This is a genomic window from Pontibacter qinzhouensis, assembly GCF_008017455.1.
GTDB classification, from domain to species: Bacteria; Bacteroidota; Bacteroidia; order Cytophagales; family Hymenobacteraceae; genus Pontibacter; species Pontibacter qinzhouensis.
This window is the reverse complement of sequence record NZ_VRTY01000016.1, coordinates 11,927-31,162: the sequence shown is the minus strand read 5'-3', so window position 1 is coordinate 31,162 and position 19,236 is coordinate 11,927. Positions and strand designations below refer to the sequence as shown.

The following is a 19,236-nucleotide window of genomic DNA, read 5'->3' as shown; positions in this document are numbered from 1 at the left end:
CACCAACTACCGTACTTTGAGCTTGGCAGCCAAAGCTCCTGCCAGTTGGTTTACCTGCGGCTGAAGCATACTACTCCTGTTTTAGCAGAATGGTTTTTAAATTTTTCTAATGAAACTGGCCTTCAGAAGATATTTTCGCCTGCTGGCCTCCAGGGGCAGAACTTAAACCAGTGCCCACCTTCCGGATTAGCTAAAAAACCTCTTGCCATGGCTGCATTTCCTGCCATAGCAGTGCTTATAAAATTACTTCGGCACCTGCCACTGCTTTAAACTGGCTCAATACGCTTCTAAAGGCACTACAACAGTTCCAGCTCCCTCACTTCTGATTTTGAAATACTGCTAATCACTAGGGCGAAGCACCTGGGCGCCAAACTTTCTCTTTTTTTCTGATATTTTTTCCTGAATGGAAACGTTAGAAAGGCTAATTTTGAGTGAAGAATTAAAACTGCTATATGAAGATTATTGCCATAGGTCGCAACTATGCGGCGCACATTGAAGAACTGAAGAACGAAGTGCCGGATGAGCCTGTTATTTTTTTTAAGCCCGACACAGCCATACTGCGCAACAACGAACCCTTTTACTACCCCGACTACTCCACCGACATCCACCACGAAATAGAGCTGGTGCTGCGCATCTGCCGCGAAGGCAAGAACATAGACAGCAAGTTTGCCGGCAAATATTACGATGCTATTGGGCTGGGCATCGACTTTACCGCCCGCGACATTCAGGCCAAAGCCAAAGCCAAAGGCCTCCCCTGGACCATCGCCAAAGGCTTTAACGGCTCTGCTCCTGTGTCTGAGTTTTTGCCGGTAAGCCAGTTGCCGGACCTGAGCAACATTACCTTCAGTTTGCAGATAAATGGCGAACTGCGCCAGAAAGGCAACACCAGCATGATGCTCAACACCTTCGACAGCATGTTGGCTTATGTCTCCAGGTTTATTACCCTTAAAACCGGCGACCTTATTTTTACAGGCACACCAGAAGGCGTGGGTCCTGTAAAAATCGGCGACAAATTAGAAGGCTACATTGAAGACAGAAAATTACTCGATTTTGAAGTTAAGTAAACACCTCCCCTTATCTATACTATTTGCACTTTCGTCGTTGGTTTTGCTGGCCCAGCCTACTGTGCCGCCTGGCTATTTCATGTTCCCGATTAAGCCGGGGCAACGGAACTTCCTGTCGGGCACCATGGGCGAAATCCGGTCTAACCACTTCCATGGCGGGCTCGATATCAAAACCGACCAACGGGTGGGCCTGAACGTATATGCTGCTGCAGATGGCTACATTTCGCGTGTAAAGATGTCGACCTACGGGTATGGCAATATCATCTACATTACCCACCCGAACGGGCTGGTTACGACCTATGCGCATCTGCTCTCGTTCTACAACCCGCTGGCCGAGTACATGCTGCAGGAGCAGTATAAACGCAAAACCTTTGAGCTGGAGCTGTTTCCTGACAAAAACCTGTTCCCGGTAAAGAAAGGCGATGTAATTGCTTTATCGGGTAACACCGGTGGCTCTGGCGGTCCGCACCTGCACTTCGAGGTACGCGATACAGAAGATAAACTCTACAACCCGCTCAAGTTTGGCTTTACCGAGATTATTGACACCACGCCACCCGAGATCTATACCCTCGGTATTCAGCCGCTTAACATTTATGCGCGCGTAAACCAGGAGTTTGGCCGCGCGGAGTTCGCCACTAAAAAAGCAGGCAATACCTTTACCCTCCCCGACACCGTGTATGGCCACGGGCTGCTGGGGCTGGAATTACAGACAATAGACCGCCTCGACGGTGCCGACAACAAGAATGGCACCCAGGACATTACCGTTTTTGTAAACAACCGGCAGCTCTACAACCACCACATCGACAAGGTGCCGTTTGAGCTGTCGCGGCAGGTTTCTCAGCATATTAATTACCCTATGTACAAGCGCAATGGCCGCACATTCCAGAAAAACTTTGTCGATTACGGAAACGACCTGCCGCTCTACACCGCTCCCGAGAACCGCGGTCGCCTGAATGTGCACCCCGACTCAACTTACCAGGTCCGGATTGTAACGAAAGACTCTTATGAGAACACCTCAACCCTCAGCTTTGTGCTGAAAGGCCAGAAACCGAGCTTCTCCCAAACGCTGGCAAAGCAGGTAAAGGAACCAAAGATTGAGTATGAGGTAATCGGCAACATCCTGAAAATCAGCGCCACCGACACATCGGCCACGCCCCGCAATGTGGAGCTATACAAGGCGAACCGTAAAATGCTGCTGGTGCCAAGCTACACCCGCAACTCCGTGTCGGTAAACTTATACGACCTGCGGGCTGGGTTTCCCGATTCCATGCATTTTTGCGGCATCTCCAGGCCTCTAAGTTTTCAAAAGGTAATTCCTCCCGGCAGAGAGGTAGAGTATACCAATAAGTACCTGAAAGTAGAATTTAACAAAGCCTCTTTATACGACACCCTTTACCTGCAAACCAGTCTGGAAGGCGATGTCTATACCATCGGCGACTTTTTTACGCCTTTACACCAGGCCATGAAGGTAACCGTTACGCCATCTACTCCTATAATAGACAAGTCGAAGGCGTATGTTTATTTCCTGGGTTTGGGTCGTGGCCGTGGCTTTACCGGCGGCACCTGGAATGGCAACTCCATTACCTTCACGACCAAAAACATGGGCAAGTTCCGGGTAATTGAAGACAAAAAGCCACCGGTTATCAAGCTCCTGAGCAAGAATAAAGACCAGATCAAGTTCCGGATTTCAGATGACCTTTCCGGCCTGAGTTCGTTTAACGCCTACGTTAACGGAGAGTGGCTGCTGATGAAGTTCGAGCACAAAACAGCTACTATCTACTCCGAAAAATTAGACAAAAGTAAACCTTTGTCCGGCGAAGTAATTTTAACAGTAAGAGATACTGCCGGCAACGAGGCCATTTTCAAAACCACCATTTAACCTAAAACCTATGGAACTGAAAAAAGGAGATATCGCCCCCGATTTTGAGAGCAAAGACCAGCACGGCAACCCCATAAAACTCAGCGATTACCGGGGCAAAAAAGTGATCCTTTATTTTTACCCGAAAGACGACACCCCTGGCTGCACTGCCCAAAGCTGCAACCTCCGCGACAATTACAGCGACCTGCAGCAGCAAGGCTTCGAGGTACTAGGCGTGAGTGTAGACGATGAAGTATCGCACCAGAAGTTTATCAGCAAGTTCGATTTACCGTTTACCCTGGTAGCCGATACCGACAAAAAAATTGTGGAGCAATATGGCGTTTGGCAGGAGAAATCGATGTACGGCCGCAAATACATGGGCACCATGCGCTACACCTTTGTAATCGACGAGAATGGCATTATTCAGGAAATCATAACCAAAGTAAAAACCGCTGACCACGCTGCCCAGATCCTGAAGTAATTACACTTCTACTATTACCCTTGAAGGCTCTTAGTCCAAAAGCTGTCGGAAGGGCATTTTCATTTAAATAATTTATGTTACGCACTAAGGATATTCTGTTAAATTTTATTCTCCCAACCCAACAAAATAATTTACTGGCGGTGTAGCTGAGGCTTGTAGCACTTGATACCAGTTCTTGAGTTGAGCGCCTTTGCAGGTTTCCGGTGCCGCGGGAGCGGCAGCCCGCTTGCGGGCAGGAAAGATGCAGCAGCGCGATGCCCAAGAACGAGGCCCCGCTGTCATAGGGCCCTTTCCCCAGCCGCGAGCGCTAAGACCTCTACTAATAAAACGATAATGCTTAAGGGCACCGGATCAAGTAGCAGCTAAGAAAGTTGGAACCAATACTTAAAGGCCCGCTTTATAAACTAACTGCGTAACATCAGTAAATAATTCTGCCTGCCCTATTTTACAGCCACAAAACAGCTCTCCCGATGCATTTCGGCAGAGCTGTTTTCTTTCCTATATCTCTGCTGCCATCCTCCCACACCACAAACCACCATTAGTTTTTATTCAATTAAATTTGTTTTATGCCAACGTTGGCGTAAATTGTCCTGCGATCTTAACATGCTTAAAACTAAGAGTTAAGATCGGCTGCCATTGTTGCCGCACAAGCACCTAATCTGGCTTGCCAGGCAGCGCCATAAAGGCAGGCTTGCCACTGCAGAAGTTACTATCAGTAGTTACTCCATAAAGTTTTTAAGAGATTTAAACGAATGATTGTGGGGAAACAAAGTTATGCTGATATTTAACCGACAGATAAATTGCCGCCGCAACAGGCGCACGAGCATATGTAAGGCTGGCTAAAGGCTTAAGATGAATTAAAATGCGAATAATACCGTAATTTTAGACTCATCTTTAGCACTTTACAATAATATTTGTATTTTTGACACTAATAAACTTTAACGAAATCTATCGAAGTGAATCCACACAACAAAAGCACTGAAGAACTAAAGCAGATTGCGTCACAAGTGCGTCGTGATATCGTGCGAATGGTACATGCTGTGAACTCGGGCCACCCGGGCGGCTCCCTGGGCTGCACAGACTATCTTGTATCGCTGTATTTTAAAGTGATGAACTACAGCACTGATTTTAAAATGGATGGTCAGGGCGAAGACTTGTTCTTTTTGTCGAATGGCCACATTTCGCCTGTGTTCTACAGCACCCTGGCCCGCGCCGGCTTCTTTGAAGTAAGCGAACTGGCTACGTTCCGTAAACTGAACTCCAGGCTGCAGGGCCACCCGGCTACTGAAGAAGGTCTGCCAGGTATCCGTGTTGCATCCGGCTCTTTGGGCCAGGGTTTATCGGTAGCCATTGGTGCCGCCCTTGCCAAAAAACTCAACAACGACCCTAGCCTGGTATATGTGCTGATGGGCGATGGCGAGCTGGACGAAGGACAGGTTTGGGAAGCTATTATGTATGCACCACACAACAAAGTAGATAACATTATTGCAACAGTAGACCTGAACGGCCAGCAGATTGACGGTTCTACCGAAGAGGTTCTCTCCCATGGCGACCTGCGCAAGAAATTCGAGGCGTTTGGCTGGCATGTGCTCGAAGCTGACGGCAACAACTTCGAAACCCTGCTCCCGGCACTTGATGAAGCAAAAGCAGCCACTGGTAAAGGAAAACCTGTGCTTATGCTAATGAATACGGAGATGGGCTTTGGCGTTGACTTTATGATGGGCTCGCACAAATGGCATGGCGTGGCTCCTAACGATGAGCAATTGCAGGTTGCACTACAGCAACTCGCTGTAGAAGCTGCCTCCGATTACTAACCAAACGCTTACCGAACCAGCTGTTACCCTATAAGGTAAAGCAGCAGGCTCTGCATGCAATTACTTGTCCTGAGATGGCAGCATGATGAACTGGCGCAGCATAACCGCTCTACTTTGCCTCCTGCTGCTTTTGGCAACAGGCAGGTCGGTTGTTGCCCAGGATGCTGCTAAGAAACAACCTGTTACCCGTATCCTCTTCCTGCTCGATGCTTCCGGAAGTATGCTGGCAAAATGGGAAGGCAGCGACCGCATGGAAGTAGCCAAAAACCTGTTAGGCGGCCTGGTAGATTCGCTGCAGCAGTACCAGAACCTGGAAGTAGCATTGCGGGTGTATGGGCACCAGTTCGGGCGGGAGCGCAACGAGTGCAAAGACACCAAGCTGGAAGTACCTTTTGCCGCCAATAACAAACTGGCAATCCAGAAGAAGCTGCAGGAGATTGTGCCCAAAGGCAACACGCCCATCACCTATTCGCTGGAGCAGTCGGCGAACGATTTTCCGGTAGAGAAAGATAGCCGCAACGTTATTATTCTGATTACAGATGGGCTGGAGTCGTGCAAAGGAGACCCCTGCGCTACTTCGCTGGCTCTTCAACGCAAGCGCATTTTTCTGCGGCCTTTTGTAATAGGTATCGGTATTGCGGCAGAGCAGGAAGCGCAACTAAACTGCATCGGCCAGTATTTCAATGCTGCCGATGTGCGTACTTTTCAGAATGTGCTGACCGAGATCGTACTCCAGACACTCTCCCCTACCACGGTATCGGTAGAGTTGCTGGATGCCAGTGGTAAGCCAACGGAAAGTAACGTGAACATGACGTTTGTGAATGCGCTGACGGGGCAGCCGGAGTACAACTTTGTACATTATAAAGATGCCAGCGGCAAAGCCGATAAACTAGACATAGATGCGTTGCTGCCCTACGACCTGGTGGTGCATACCACACCGCCAGTAGTTGCCAAAAGCCTCAACATCAGGCCCGGCAGGCACAATGTGTTTCCGGTTATGGCACCGCAAGGTGAGCTGTACCTGCGCCAGGATGGTCCGTCGCCGTACGGGCAACTGGCCGCCATTGTGAGCCAGCAGGGCTCTGAGCAAACGTTACAGGTGCAATATTTCGGTAGCCGGCACAAATACCTGACCGGCAAATACGACCTGGAGCTGCTTACGTTGCCCCGCATTTACATGAAAGGTGTGGAGGTAAAGCTGGGGCAACCTACTACTATTACTATACCGGCACCTGGCCAGCTGAACATACCCTCCGACCTGCAGGGCTACGGAAGCATCTATAGCCTGGAGGAAGACGGCACGCAGCGCTGGCTACACAACCTGCCGGAGCAGAGCAGCAGAACCACCCTGGCCTTACAGCCAGGAAATTATAAACTGGTTTACCGCATGAAGTCCGCCCATGCGAGTAAATTTACTTTTGTGAATGATTTCACGATAAGATCGGGCGCAACAACAACCGTAAAAATTTTCAACAGATAAATGTAAGGAGCATGTTCTGAGAATCAGCTGTAAAAAGATGAACCACCACAACATGCAAATTCCAACTGACCTTTAAGAACAATCATACAGATGAAAGAGTATTCTTATTCAGAGAAAAAAGACACCCGTTCCGGATTTGGGGCAGGTTTGCTGGAGCTTGGCCGGACTAACCCGAATGTAGTAGCCCTTTGCGCCGACCTTGTTGGCTCCCTAAAAATGGGTGATTTTATAAAGGAAAACCCGGAGCGCTTTTTCCAGATCGGTATTGCCGAAGCCAACATGATGGGTATTGCAGCCGGCCTTACCATAGGCGGTAAAATTCCGTTTACAGGCACATTCGCAAACTTCTCTACCGGCCGCGTGTACGACCAGATCCGTCAGTCGATAGCTTACTCCGGCAAGAACGTTAAAATCTGCGCCTCGCATGCCGGCCTTACACTGGGCGAAGACGGTGCCACGCACCAGATACTCGAAGACATCGGCATGATGAAAATGCTGCCGCACATGACCGTGATTAACCCTTGCGACTACAACCAGACAAAGGCAGCCACCATTGCCATTGCTGATTACGAAGGTCCGGTTTACCTGCGCTTTGGCCGCCCGGTTATTCCGGTGTTTACGCCTGCCGACCAGAAGTTTGAGATCGGTAAAGCCGTGATGCTGAACGAAGGAACTGATGTAAGTATTTTTGCAACAGGTCACCTGGTGTGGAAAGCTATCTTAGCTGGCCATATTCTGGCAGAAAAAGGCATCAACGCCGAAATCATCAACATCCACACCATTAAGCCACTCGACGAAGCAGCAGTATTGGCATCGGTGGCAAAAACCAAATGCGTGGTTTCTGCTGAAGAGCATAACCGACTGGGTGGCCTTGGCGACAGCATTGCCCAACTGCTTGTGCGCAACACACCACTGCCTATGGAGTACGTTGCCACCGACGACACCTTTGGTGAAAGCGGTACGCCAGACCAGCTGATGGAGAAATACGGCTTAACTGAAAACGATATAGTAGCGGCTGCAGAGCGCGTTATTGCTCGCAAAAACCAGTAGGCTGCTCCTGCCATATTAATTTAAAGAAGGCTGTGCTGTAAAAAGTGCAGCCTTTTTTGGTGCCTTAAACTGACTTACTTTGCTGCTCCTGCTGCATGAGCATTTAGGTGGCTACGTTTAATCTCCGAACCCTTGGCACTAAAAAGCAAAAAAAGCTTTGGAAGGGGTATTTTATTCAAATAATTTGCCTCTGATCTAAACTTACAAGCATGTCTTATCTTCCGGTACTTCACAACAACAGACTAGGGGCCTGTGTTTTTACAATTTGTGCGCTACTGCCTGCCACAGCCTCTTTGGCACAGGCACCCGATTCAGTTCGCACGTTTTCCATCACCAGGAAGCCAGTGCAGCAGTACAGGACTGCAGACATGTCGGCTATTGTAAACGGGCACAAAACCTCTATAAATGTGCTGTCGCTGTTTAAGCCGGAAGAGATCAGCATGAAACCTCTCCGGAGCCAAGGGGAGAACCCAGACCACGTGACCATGCAGATCGACGTAAAGGAGAAGGAACACCCAGTTCTGACTTACTTTCAGCAAAAGGCCAAACTACGCTACAACGGCACGCTCTACGACCATAACATTATTCCCGACATAAATCCTTCTAGGATATCGAATGTCACTTTTCAGAATTTTACTGGCACCATATATGAGGGACTTACCGAGAACTACCTGGAAGTGACGGTGTATGGGGAAGAGTATATGCCATCAGAAAATATAGTATATAATTCAGAACCTAGAGAAATCATATTTTATGATGTAGACGGTACCATGACAGACAAGCAGGGCTTACAGCAACTTAAACTGAAACAAGGCACTTTTACCAGAACAACCCTCTATGGCCGGGAGGCAGTGAAACGCTACGGTCATATGAAATTTGCGGATGGTGTTGTTATTATCAGAACAAACAAATAGCTTCAGAAGCTGAGCCAATTACACCGGAGCAAAAGAAAGGCTACTAAAGCCAGGCATACCTGTATCAGAATCATTAACCATTTAATTTGTAAAGCACGCCCTACGTTTTGCCTACCGACTCCCCGTGGAAGACAAAGAGATCTTAGAGAAATTCGCCCATCCTGATAGCCGCAACCTGGCTTTTAATCAGCTTATCCGGAAGTACCAGCAAAAAGTTTACTGGCACATCCGGAAAATGGTGATTGACCACGACGATGCAGATGATCTGACGCAGGAGGTTTTTATTAAAGTCTGGAAAAACCTGGAAACGTTTCGGCAGGATGCGCAGCTGTACACCTGGGTTTACCGTATTGCCACCAACGAGTGCCTTACCTTCTTATCGAGCAAACGGAAAAGGTTCTTTTTGCCCATCGGCGACATTACGGCAGAACTGGCCGATAAGATTGACACCTCCTCCGATCTATCGGGAGATGACATTCAGTTAAAACTTCAGAAAGCCTTACTCCGTTTGCCCGACAAACAACGCCTGGTGTTTAACATGCGCTACTACGACGAGCTTAAATACGAAGATATATCAGAAATTCTGGGTACTTCGGTTGGCGCACTAAAAGCATCTTACCACCTGGCAGCAAAAAAGATAGAAGAATTTTTGAAGCATGATTAAACTTTTGCAACCTTTTGCTATCTAAGAAATTAGAGCATGATTAATGTGACGCGTGATGAACCTGAACGACCTACCGAAGAAGAACATTTACAAAGTACCTGATGGCTACTTCGACCAGCTGCCTATGCAGATTATGGCACGAACAGCTGGCAAGGAGGCACGAACGGCAGACACCGCCTATCCCCTGCTGCGATTGCTGCGGCTAGCCATGGCACCACTTGTACTGCTCCTTTTGTTTGCAGGTGTCTTTTACATGAATGTGCAGCCACCCGAGCAAAAGGCAAACTTTGCCTTGCATGCCTCCGACCTTGGCAACACTGATATTCTGGCCTATTTAAACGCATCGTATGTAAACCTGGAACCCACCGATTTTGAAGACCTTCACCTGGTGCAGCAGGACATTACCTCAGATTTTATAAACATAAGCCCGGAGATGGCAGAACAGGAGTTGGAGTATTACCAGCTAAGTAATTTAAACTATTAACACACCCATGAAACAGTACATCACCCTTTTATTTCTCTTTATCTGCTGCCTGGCCGGAACAACTGCTGTGGCTCAAACCGATAGCGAGAAAGAACGGCGGGAAAACGTGGAGAGCGCTAAAATCGCCTTCCTGACAGATAAAATGGCCCTGACACCCGATCAGGCTCAAAAATTCTGGCCGATCTACAAAGAATTCGAAACTAAACGCCGGGAAATTTATCATTCCAACCGGGGAAGCTCACGCAAAAAAGTAGAAGAAATGACCGATGCTGAAGTTAAAGCGATGGTAGACGGTATTTTTGTGCTTAAACAGAAAGAGCTGAACCTGGAGCAGGAATATGCCACCAAATATCAGCGTGTTATTTCTACGAGGCAATTGGCAGAACTTTACCGTGGCGAACGCGAGTTCACGAAAATGCTCCTCAAAAAACTCGACCATAAACCACAGTAATAGAGACTACCTGTAGTTATATAAAAGAGGCTGCCCTTATAAAAAGGCAGCCTCTTTTATATAGTGCCCTTTGCTATCTGGCTCACAAATTATAATATTGAAAATGGCCTTTTGAAAGTTTTTTCAGGACACAAGACCTTCATTAATTAATGGTTAACAGTTAAAGCGTTTTATTATGCTCATGCATTTATTCACTCAAATTTTCAACCATTAAGCCATATAACAATCAACAACAACTCAGTTATTCTAATAAAAACAGCCTCCCGAAGAGATTCAGGGTATTTTAAGTCAAGGGTAACCAGCTGTTTAAACTGCATCTAGTAAGAAGTTAATATCGTCGGTGTGTTTGAACTCCTGTGGCTTCTGCCCTTGCAAAAAGACCCTGGTACTGTGCGGCCCGAGCAGCTGCATTTTATCGCCTCTTATCTGCAGCATACTTCCTTCCCGTAGCCCGATTACTGGTTGTGTGTTGTGCACATGAAACTCCTGTATGCGGGTTTGGCGGGTTTCGCCCATGTGTGTAGAATTTGGCTCCGGGTCCTGGTAGTGTGGGTTTAAGTTAAAGGGCACCAACTGTAGGGCATCAAAGGTTTTAGGGAACACAATGGGCATATCGTTGGTAGTGCCGATGGAGCGGCCCGCTACGTTAGTGCCGGCACTTGTGCCCATATACGGCATGCCCTTTGCCACGCGCTCCTGAATGGGCTTTATAAGCTGCTGCGTGTACAGCTGTTTCAGGAGCAGAAAGGTGTTGCCCCCTCCTATAAACATACCTTCGGCCTGCTGCACAGCCGCCACCGGATCTTTAAATTCATTTATTCCTTTCAGGCCGATGCCAATTCGGGCAAAGGCTTCTTTTGCTTTTTCGGTATAAGCTGTATGCGAAATGCCTCCCGGCCGTGCAAACGGAATAAAAAGCACTGTCGAAATGCCTTCAAATAAGTTCTTTATCTCCTCTTCGCAATGCTCCAGGTAGCCTGTGCCATGGGTAGTAGAGGTGCTCACCAACAATAATTTTCTGCTCATGCTCTGCTTTTTTATGGGCGCAAGTTAAAAATTTTCTGGCAAAGGTCAGGCGCTGGCAGAAATTGCGCACGCTACGAGGTTAAGCCGGCGGTATTCTGAAAGCCATGGCAATTTTGCCTGAGTCGCTGGTGGTAGTAAGGTAGCAAAGGTTTAAGGTACGTACCAGTAGTTTAGAATTTCTACAGCAAAAAAAGCTTATGTCCTGGGTCTTGCTACTTGTGCTCTGGTTCCCGAAGATGCACCCGTTCCTCTTCTGATGTTTAAGATAAGGTTAGCTTAATTTTAATACAACTAACATCAGGTTTTCACCTTCAGATGAATGGTTTCCAGGTAAGGCTCCAAGGATTTCTGGTTTGTGAGTGCCCGTACCAATCCAATACTTTTAAGGTCGTAAAAGAACCACAGCTCCACATAAAAATCGTGGAGCCAGTATAAATCTATTTTGCACCAGCCCTTAATGCGGTGGTGCAGGTAATGTCCTTCATTCAACACCAAATCGGCCTGCAGTAAGGGCGGCAAATTATTAAACTCTTCTGCACTGAACATAAACTTACATATTAACCCAGGCCTTTAGTTATTGCACTTACTGGCAACGGCCTGGTACTTGATTAATTATTTAACAGGGGCACGGCTCCAAAATGGTAACTTCATGGGCAAAGCCTCCGGGTCGTATAGCAAAAAAGGCTGCCGGAGCAGCCTTTTAGGTTTAAACGTAAATATCCTGATTTTTGGTTTAGTTCAGGTGCAGCGTGTAAAGTTCGAACCGATGCGACGCAAAACTCCAGTGAGAGGATGATGGGTGAATTTCTACACCATCTTCGTCCAGAATAGTAACCGCAAATCCTTCGCCCTGGTTAAGAGGCTCTGTAAAATGCTTTACCGGGTATACTTTTCCTTCCTCTACCCACTCCTCTGGTTCAAACGCTGGTCTCGATGCGTCTACACACTTGGCATACACCATCATATAGCTTGGGGGTACAAATAAGTTTACCATATCTCTTCAACTTTTCAGAAAGATAAAAAATTCCTATTTCGCAAGAATTCTTAACGGATTAAATGATAAGTTCTTTTTGGTGAAACCTCTCAAATACTGTGCCCCGAACAAAACATCTGACAAGACAGCCTTGTACTTTAGGAGGCTTTTCAACTTTAAACTGATTACTCCTGATATTTACGAAAAATAAATCATATTTAAAAGTCCTGCCACCAATAATATCGCTTTGCTTTTTTAGCAGGTGCCTCGTTTAGCTCAACTCTCAGTTGCTGACATGGTTAGTGGTAAAGCACCTCGGCAGGCCTTCTGCATTTAGTACTTCAGCCAGGAGGTTCAGAGACTGTAGTGTTCACGACTAAATTAATTTTGAACAAGGTCTTAGCCACTTTCTCTTCTTCGCCGTAATAAAAAGTCGCTGTAGTTCTCAATTTCTAAAATCAATCTACATATTCTCATGCAAACTAATAATGATTTACTGCATTCAGGTAGCAAGCATACCTTTTATGTAGCCCCGGGTGTATGGGGATTAAAAACGGTATTTGTTAACCTTTATTTTATAAAAGGTGAGACTGTACCGGGCGAAACAGACTCCTGGGTTTTGGTTGATGCCGGTATTTACGGCTCGGCCGGAAAAATAAAGCAGGCAGCAGAGGAGCTGTTTGGTAAATACAACTGGCCTAAAGCCATTATTTTAACACACGGGCATTTCGACCATGTGGGTGCCTTAAAAGAACTCGCCATTGAGTGGGATGTGCCGGTGTATGCCCACCACATGGAGCTGCCTTACCTTACCGGTTTATCGAGTTACCCGCCACCAGACCCGAGTGTAGGCAGAGGAGGCATGGCTTATCTTTCGTTTATGTATCCTAAAAAACCCATCGATATTACCTCTAACCTGGAGTTACTGCCAAACGATGGTAGCGTGCCGGGGCTGCCGGAGTGGAAATGGGTAGAAACGCCTGGTCACACGCCTGGGCACGTGTCGTTCTTCAGGGAGAAAGACCGGGTGCTGCTTGCAGGCGATGCCTTTATTACGCGCCACGGCGAATCGATGCTCTCGGTAGTAACCCAGAAAAAAGAAGTACACGGACCTCCCTCCTACTTTACCCCCGACTGGATAAGCGCCCAGCGCTCTGTCGAGAAACTGGCCAGCATACAACCAGAAATTGCTGCTACTGGCCATGGCCTGCCTATGCAGGGGCCAGAATTGCGGGAGCAGTTAACCCAGCTTGCGGCTAATTTCAGAAAGGTAGCTGTGCCTGCACATGGCCGCTATGTAAGCGAACCGGCTATTGCCAATGAGCAAGGGCTTGTGAGTGTGCCGCCTCCGGTATCTAACCCGGTAAACAAAACGCTGCTCACAGTCGGTTTGCTGAGCGCGGCAGGTGTGGCCCTTATGCTCTACCAGAAGCAACGGAACAATGCCGAAGCCCGCAAAAAAGTTATTTACCACAACCGACCTACTTCCGGGGCTCCGTTTGCCGTTACCATAGAAGAAGATATACCTAATGCCTATACCAACAATTACCCATAAAAGAACGGGGTCTGAAGCAGTTGCTTCAGACCCCGTTCTTTTATTTACTTCTGCACCGTACAAATTATTCAGAGAAAAATAGCCTTCCAAAGCTTTTTCAGGCATTTTTATCCAAGGTTTGCGCCTGCAGTTAGGCCTCCAGACCTACTCTTTTTTATGGTTGGCTCTGCCTGATCCGCTTTTCTTGCCACCACCATCCTGCTTATTAACAGTGGCCCAGGCTCGCTTCTCAGCTTCCTCCTGTGGTAGGCCTTGTTTCTCATAACTTTCTTCAATATGCTCTGCCTTACGCTTTTGCTTATCGGTGTATGCAGATTTATCTCCTTGTGGCATATCAGCTCCTTTCTTTTATTTCAGATGATTATTTATTAAGCTTACTCACAGCTTCTGCTCATTTTACGATGGGAGACACTCATAAGGTCAAAAACAGGCATTCTTTTATTTTTGCTGTTTTATTGCAAAATAGCAGAAACTCCAGAAGTCTACTCCTGCCAAACTTAATGGCTAACATCATTTTGTTACTTTTAGAGAGAACTGCTGTGGCAGGCTTAGGTTTATAGGTTACTTTTGAGTTTCGATTATTTGAACCTTAACTTTAGCCGCATGAAAAGTGTGTTTAACTGGAGCGGTGGCAAAGACTCTGCCCTGTGTCTGTACCGTGTACTGCAAGAAGCCACACTACCCGTAGACAGGCTCCTGACAACCCTCGGCCACGCTACGCAGCGGGTTACCATGCATGGCGTGCGGCAAGAGCTACTCCTGCAACAGGCACAGCAACTGGGGTTGCCGCTGCAGCAAATGCTAATGCCCGAAGATGCGAGCATGGAAGCCTACAACCACCTGATGCAAACGACTATGCACCAGCTGCAGAACGAAGGCATAACCCATGCCGTTTTCGGCGATATTAACCTGCAGGACCTACGGGTGTACCGGGAGCAGCAACTGGCAAAGGTGGGGTTACAAGCTGCCTTCCCGCTATGGGGCCAGCCAACCGATGTACTGGTCCGGGAGTTTATAAAACTTGGCTTTAAGGCAGTAGTGGTAAGCGTTAATGCCCGTTTGCTGAGCGGCTCCTTTGCCGGCCGTTTACTTGACGAGCAGTTCCTGGCCGATTTGCCTGCAGGCGTTGACCCTTGTGGCGAAAATGGTGAGTTCCACACCTTTGTATTTGATGGACCGCTTTTCCAGGCACCTGTGCCGTACACGCTTGGTGAGCGGGTGCTACGGCAGTACGGAGTATCTGAAGATGAGGCAGCCAACTACGATACCGGCTTCTGGTTTCAGGACTTGCTACCTGTTTGATGCAGAAAATTACCTTATACAAGAGAAGAGGCTGCTCTAAATAGGCAGCCTCTTCTCTTGTAATATTTGCTGTTGCTAATCCGCAGCTTTGCTGGAAAGGCTTTTAATCATATCATCTAAAATATCTTTGCTGTACCCGATGCGGCGGGTGTACTCCAGGCACAGGTTGTATTCGCTCTCGGCCAGGTCGCCGTCCTGTAGCATCATCATGACGAGTGTCTGCAGTTCCACTGTTTTCTGCATGCCGTCTTCGGGTATAATAAACGTCAGCACCGATAAGTTATCGGTTATGGGCAGCGTATCTTCTTCCGAAAGCTGCAGCTGGTCTCCTAACGAAATAAGAAAATCGCTTTCCTGCTCGTCCACAAAACCATCGGCTATGGCTACCAAAACAATGTTCTGGAAAAAGGCCAGTTTCTTTTGCTTGGAGTTAAGTAAGTTATCATAGGTTGTGCTGGTCGACATAGGTAAAAGGTTTAAGTTACAAGGTTATTTACATGCTGCCCCACTTCTAAATTCTTTTTCTAAAGTGAGTGTTATGTACCTATAACGTATAAACCGCCTGACGTGTACAAAAGATCTTTTAATCTGCCAGTATTTCTCTTGCAAACCTGCTGCTCCCCTGCCTGCCCACTCTTTGTTAATTAATTTCTTTTGATGCCTCCAGCCTGTAATAGGCACCGAAAACCCCTAGTGCCCCCACCATATTAGAATAAATAAACTTTGCTTCGGCAAAAGGGTTGCCATCTATCTGCTGCTGTTCCATCAAAGATTTGTGGTACATGTAGTAATGCTTGTCAGTCACCATCAGGTAAGCGTGCAGGTAGTATGGCTTGGGTACAGGGCCTTCCTGGTTTCCGTACAAGGTAAAGGTGGGCGAATGCAGCATGTTATTTACAGCGCTTTCGTCTCTCACGAAGTTTGCATCGCTCTGAACAGGATATAGATCGGATAAGTGGTCTACAGGTTCTGGCCATATGTTGACTTTGTATTTCATAAAGGCCAGGGCGTGGTAATAATTCGTTACGCCAGGGGCATCTCGCCAGGTGTAGTTTAGTTCATACCTGTAAAAATCGTGCTGCTGAAATTCATTTGATTCTTTAAGGGAGGTAAAGTTTATTTCCGTGATCTGGATATTGGCAGGATCAGGAATAATACACGACGCTTCTGCGGAGCCACCAGCAGGTGTGTTTACCTTTAAGGTGTAAGTTCTGCCGGGGGCCAGCACCAGGTTACTAGCTTCGGTCTGGTACCTGTTCATGCCTTCGTCGTAAGCCAGTGCCACCGTAGTGTTACCATCAGAAATGGTTACAGAGGCATTTTTTACTTTTCGCTGCTCATCGCTGAGGGTTTTGCCAATGGCAGGCTGAGTTGTTTGCAGCCGCACAACCAGGAACGAGTCTTGAGGCGATATAAATGAAGTAACCACCAGTTTAGGAGTTAAATCCAGGTTTTTGATATTGGTAACATCCTCTTCGCAGGCTGGCAGAACCAACGTGGTAAGCAGGAGCAGCAGAAGCTGCCATATCGTATGTTTGATCGATGCTGTGGTTTTCATGATGTGCAGGATATGGTGCGGCCATTAAAATTTAAACCCATAACTAACCGACGGAATGATCGGGAACAGCGACACTTGTTTCAGCTTGGTCTCAGACTGGTTTCCGTTGATGTACTCTTCAGACAGATAATAGAAGAACGGGTTTTTGCGGCTGTAGAGGTTGTAAAAGCTGATTTCCCAGGTACGCTCGCCCCATCGTTTCTGCTTATGAAACTGCACGCCCACATCCATTCGGTGGTAAGCAGCCATGCGGTAGCCGTTTCGTTCGCCGTAGTCGGAGGCGCGTTGCCAGTACATGGAGCCGCCCTGTTGGGTTCTTGATGGGTTGTTCGGGTAGCCATCGAAATGCCCAACCGGCATGGTAATGGCGTTACCGGTTCCGTAAACCCAGGTGCCGGAGAGGGTAATGCCATCGCTGAGCTTGTAGATGCCTACCAGCGATAAATCGTGGCGGCGATCGTAGCGGGCATAGAACTTCTGCCCGAAGTTGAGCGAGTCGAACTGCAGCTGCGTCCAGGAAAGCGTGTAGCCGATCCAGCCGGAGAAACGCCCTACCTTTTTCTGCAGCAGGAACTCTGCGCCGTAGGACCAGGCCTGGCCACTGGTTATGTTATCTTCCCACTTCACTTCTTCCGCCGACTCCGGATCATCGATCACCATAAAGCTGGCTCCTTCTTTATAACCGATAATGTTCTGCGATTTTTTGTAATAACCTTCTACGGTTAAGGCAATGTCTTTCCCTTTCAGGTCTTTGGCAAAGCCTGCCGCTACTTGCCGCGACTGCTGTGGCGCCACCAGATCGGTAGTTGGCACCCACAGGTCGGTAGGCAACCCGATTCCCGTGTTGCTCAGCAGGTGCACGTACTGGTTCATCTGGGCATACGAGGCTTTCAAGGCAAAATCTTCGCGGAGGTTATAGGCTGCTGCTAAACGTGGCTCCGGCATAATATAGCTTTTGCTGTTGGCTGCAAAATGACTTAGCCTGAAACCGGCATTTACACGCAGGTTAGGCAGTGGCTTAAATGTATCTTCGATATAGACCGCCGACTGTACCCCATCAATGTTTTTCACGTCGCGTTCGTTCTGGTTCATCTCTGTGTCTTTTACCACTAAAGCGCTCGGCTGGAACCTATGGAACGTAGACTGAAAGCCCACCCTGATAGCATGCCGTGGGTTAGGAATATAATCAATATCATATTTCAGAGACAAATCCTGTATGCCGGAGAAATACTGCAGCTCAAATTTATCGCCGTTAGAATACTCTTCCTTCAGGTTTATTTTAAAGCGGTACCGGCTAAAAATAAGCGAGGTGTTAGCAAAGAGTTTATCGTTAAAAAGGTGGTTCCAGCGCAGTGTGCCGGTGGCGTTGCCCCAGTCGAGGCCGCCCCTGGTTCTGCTGTTGTTATACTTTTCGTTGTAATAAAAGCGGTCCTGGCCAAAATAGCCACTCAGGTAGAGCTTGTTCTTCTGGCCGAAATCGTAGTTGAGCTTTGTATTGAGGTCGTAAAAATAGTAACCGCCGGTGCCATCCTCGAAGTTCATAAAGGGGCGGGCAATAATATCGGCATAGGTGCGCCGGCCACTTATCAGGAAAGAGGATTTGCCTTTCTTGATCGGTCCTTCCAGCATCAGCCTCGAAGAAATTAGCCCGATACCACCTTCGCCATGTAGTTCTTCTTTGTTGCCTTCTTTCATGTTCAGCTCTATAACAGACGATAGCCTCCCGCCGTAGCGGGCCGGGAAACCACCTTTTATAAGCTCCACACTCTTCAGGGCATCGCCATTAAAGAGCGAGAAAAACCCAAACAAATGCGAGGCATTATACACGGTGGCATCGTCGAGTATGATCAGGTTCTGGTCGGGGCCACCGCCACGCACATATATGCCGCTGTTACCTTCGCTGCCCTTCTGCACACCCGGCATCAGTTGCAGCACCTTCATTACATCTTTCTCCCCGAGCAGCATCGGTATATCTTTTATCTGCGAAATCGGGATTTCGATGGAGCTCATCTGCACCGACTCGCTTACCCGCTGCACCCGGTTTCCGATTACTTCCACCTCGTTCAGAGTCGCGCTCGATTGCAACTCAATGTTCAGCTCCAGGCGTTGCTGCAGGGCTACTTTCTGCACCACCGGCAGGTAGCCGACCAAAGCGAAAGTTAATGACACTGAATCGGAGGCAGGTAAGGTGAGGGAGTAGAAGCCGTAGGTATTGGTGGTGGCGCTGTTGCTGGTACCCGGCTGATACACCACCACCCCAATTAGCGTTTCGCCGCTTCCTTTCTCGCGCACATAGCCACTAACCGTGTGCTTGCTTTGAGCAGATAAACTTCCTACACTGCTGAGCAGCAGGAGCAATACCGTAACATAAATTTTCATAAAGTAACAGGCGAAAAATGCAATTGGGAATAACGATATTAGGCCAGCAATATATATGCCACCTTTTGTCCAGTTAAATATTATATAATTATAAATTTTTACCCTAGACTATTTTTCTCCTAAAATGCTTCTGGAGGGCTATTTGATTAGAATAATATGGAGAAGAAAGGCACAACCAGCATA

Annotated in this window: 19 protein-coding genes; 12 read left to right on the top strand and 7 right to left on the bottom strand. The window is 47.7% G+C overall.

Annotated elements, in window-relative coordinates:
* The first annotated feature begins 452 nt into the window (after positions 1 to 452).
* The 10 genes from FVR03_RS06120 to FVR03_RS06075 all read left to right on the top strand — a co-directional run bounded on the left by FVR03_RS06120 (position 453) and on the right by FVR03_RS06075 (position 10,260).
* Complete coding sequence (locus FVR03_RS06120) at positions 453 to 1,064, top strand: fumarylacetoacetate hydrolase family protein (RefSeq protein WP_147920854.1); 612 nt, start codon at positions 453 to 455, stop codon at positions 1,062 to 1,064.
* Positions 1,051 to 2,943, top strand: coding sequence for a M23 family metallopeptidase (locus FVR03_RS06115; RefSeq protein WP_255474090.1), 1,893 nt, complete (start codon positions 1,051 to 1,053; stop codon positions 2,941 to 2,943). The genes FVR03_RS06120 and FVR03_RS06115 overlap by 14 nt, the downstream gene beginning before the upstream one ends.
* A gap of 10 nt (positions 2,944 to 2,953) precedes the next feature.
* Complete coding sequence (bcp, locus tag FVR03_RS06110; protein ID WP_147920853.1) at positions 2,954 to 3,403, top strand: thioredoxin-dependent thiol peroxidase; 450 nt, start codon at positions 2,954 to 2,956, stop codon at positions 3,401 to 3,403.
* Between the two features lie 956 nt (positions 3,404 to 4,359).
* Entirely contained in the window at positions 4,360 to 5,217 is an 858-nt protein-coding gene (locus FVR03_RS06105; protein ID WP_147920852.1) for a transketolase, read from the top strand.
* A gap of 82 nt (positions 5,218 to 5,299) precedes the next feature.
* Positions 5,300 to 6,697: a vWA domain-containing protein gene (locus tag FVR03_RS06100; protein WP_147920851.1), complete on the top strand. Its 1,398-nt coding sequence runs from the start codon at positions 5,300 to 5,302 to the stop codon at positions 6,695 to 6,697.
* Between the two features lie 90 nt (positions 6,698 to 6,787).
* Positions 6,788 to 7,747: a transketolase family protein gene (locus tag FVR03_RS06095; RefSeq protein ID WP_147920850.1), complete on the top strand. Its 960-nt coding sequence runs from the start codon at positions 6,788 to 6,790 to the stop codon at positions 7,745 to 7,747.
* A 209-nt stretch (positions 7,748 to 7,956) separates the two neighbouring features.
* Entirely contained in the window at positions 7,957 to 8,661 is a 705-nt protein-coding gene (locus tag FVR03_RS06090; protein ID WP_147920849.1) for a hypothetical protein, read from the top strand.
* Between the two features lie 124 nt (positions 8,662 to 8,785).
* A complete protein-coding gene (locus tag FVR03_RS06085) occupies positions 8,786 to 9,325 on the top strand; it encodes an RNA polymerase sigma factor (RefSeq protein ID WP_147920848.1) in 540 nt (179 codons plus the stop codon).
* A 55-nt stretch (positions 9,326 to 9,380) separates the two neighbouring features.
* Positions 9,381 to 9,809, top strand: coding sequence for a hypothetical protein (locus FVR03_RS06080; RefSeq protein ID WP_147920847.1), 429 nt, complete (start codon positions 9,381 to 9,383; stop codon positions 9,807 to 9,809).
* A gap of 7 nt (positions 9,810 to 9,816) precedes the next feature.
* Positions 9,817 to 10,260 carry a hypothetical protein gene (locus tag FVR03_RS06075; protein ID WP_147920846.1) on the top strand — a complete coding sequence of 148 codons (444 nt, stop codon included), beginning with the start codon at positions 9,817 to 9,819 and terminating at the stop codon, positions 10,258 to 10,260.
* Positions 10,261 to 10,566: 306 nt separating this feature from the next.
* Here FVR03_RS06075 and pepE read toward each other — a convergent pair whose 3' ends face one another.
* From pepE to FVR03_RS06060, 3 genes are all read right to left on the bottom strand, one after another.
* Positions 10,567 to 11,286 carry a dipeptidase PepE gene (gene pepE / locus FVR03_RS06070; protein WP_147920845.1) on the bottom strand — a complete coding sequence of 240 codons (720 nt, stop codon included), beginning with the start codon at positions 11,284 to 11,286 and terminating at the stop codon, positions 10,567 to 10,569.
* Between the two features lie 297 nt (positions 11,287 to 11,583).
* Positions 11,584 to 11,832 carry a hypothetical protein gene (locus FVR03_RS06065; protein ID WP_147920844.1) on the bottom strand — a complete coding sequence of 83 codons (249 nt, stop codon included), beginning with the start codon at positions 11,830 to 11,832 and terminating at the stop codon, positions 11,584 to 11,586.
* A 187-nt stretch (positions 11,833 to 12,019) separates the two neighbouring features.
* Positions 12,020 to 12,280 carry a hypothetical protein gene (locus tag FVR03_RS06060; protein ID WP_147920843.1) on the bottom strand — a complete coding sequence of 87 codons (261 nt, stop codon included), beginning with the start codon at positions 12,278 to 12,280 and terminating at the stop codon, positions 12,020 to 12,022.
* Between the two features lie 454 nt (positions 12,281 to 12,734).
* On the opposite strand from FVR03_RS06060, the gene FVR03_RS06055 reads away from it, so the two are divergent.
* Positions 12,735 to 13,814, top strand: coding sequence for an MBL fold metallo-hydrolase (locus tag FVR03_RS06055; protein ID WP_147920842.1), 1,080 nt, complete (start codon positions 12,735 to 12,737; stop codon positions 13,812 to 13,814).
* Positions 13,815 to 13,958: 144 nt separating this feature from the next.
* On the opposite strand, the gene FVR03_RS06050 is transcribed toward FVR03_RS06055, so the two are convergent.
* Positions 13,959 to 14,147 carry a hypothetical protein gene (locus tag FVR03_RS06050; protein WP_147920841.1) on the bottom strand — a complete coding sequence of 63 codons (189 nt, stop codon included), beginning with the start codon at positions 14,145 to 14,147 and terminating at the stop codon, positions 13,959 to 13,961.
* A gap of 270 nt (positions 14,148 to 14,417) precedes the next feature.
* Here FVR03_RS06050 and FVR03_RS06045 point away from each other — a divergent pair, with 270 nt between their 5' ends.
* Positions 14,418 to 15,116, top strand: a complete 699-nt coding sequence (locus tag FVR03_RS06045) for a Dph6-related ATP pyrophosphatase (RefSeq protein ID WP_147920840.1) — start codon at positions 14,418 to 14,420, stop codon at positions 15,114 to 15,116.
* A gap of 75 nt (positions 15,117 to 15,191) precedes the next feature.
* Here FVR03_RS06045 and FVR03_RS06040 read toward each other — a convergent pair whose 3' ends face one another.
* From FVR03_RS06040 to FVR03_RS06030, 3 genes are all read right to left on the bottom strand, one after another.
* On the bottom strand, positions 15,192 to 15,581 hold the full coding sequence (locus FVR03_RS06040; RefSeq protein ID WP_147920839.1) for a tellurite resistance TerB family protein: 390 nt from the start codon (positions 15,579 to 15,581) through the stop codon (positions 15,192 to 15,194).
* A gap of 175 nt (positions 15,582 to 15,756) precedes the next feature.
* A complete protein-coding gene (locus tag FVR03_RS06035; RefSeq protein ID WP_147920838.1) occupies positions 15,757 to 16,674 on the bottom strand; it encodes a DUF4249 domain-containing protein in 918 nt (305 codons plus the stop codon).
* A gap of 24 nt (positions 16,675 to 16,698) precedes the next feature.
* The gene (locus FVR03_RS06030) at positions 16,699 to 19,053 is read right to left on the bottom strand and encodes a TonB-dependent receptor (RefSeq protein WP_147920837.1); all 2,355 of its coding nucleotides are present in this window, start codon (positions 19,051 to 19,053) and stop codon (positions 16,699 to 16,701) included.
* Positions 19,054 to 19,236: the final 183 nt, after the last annotated feature.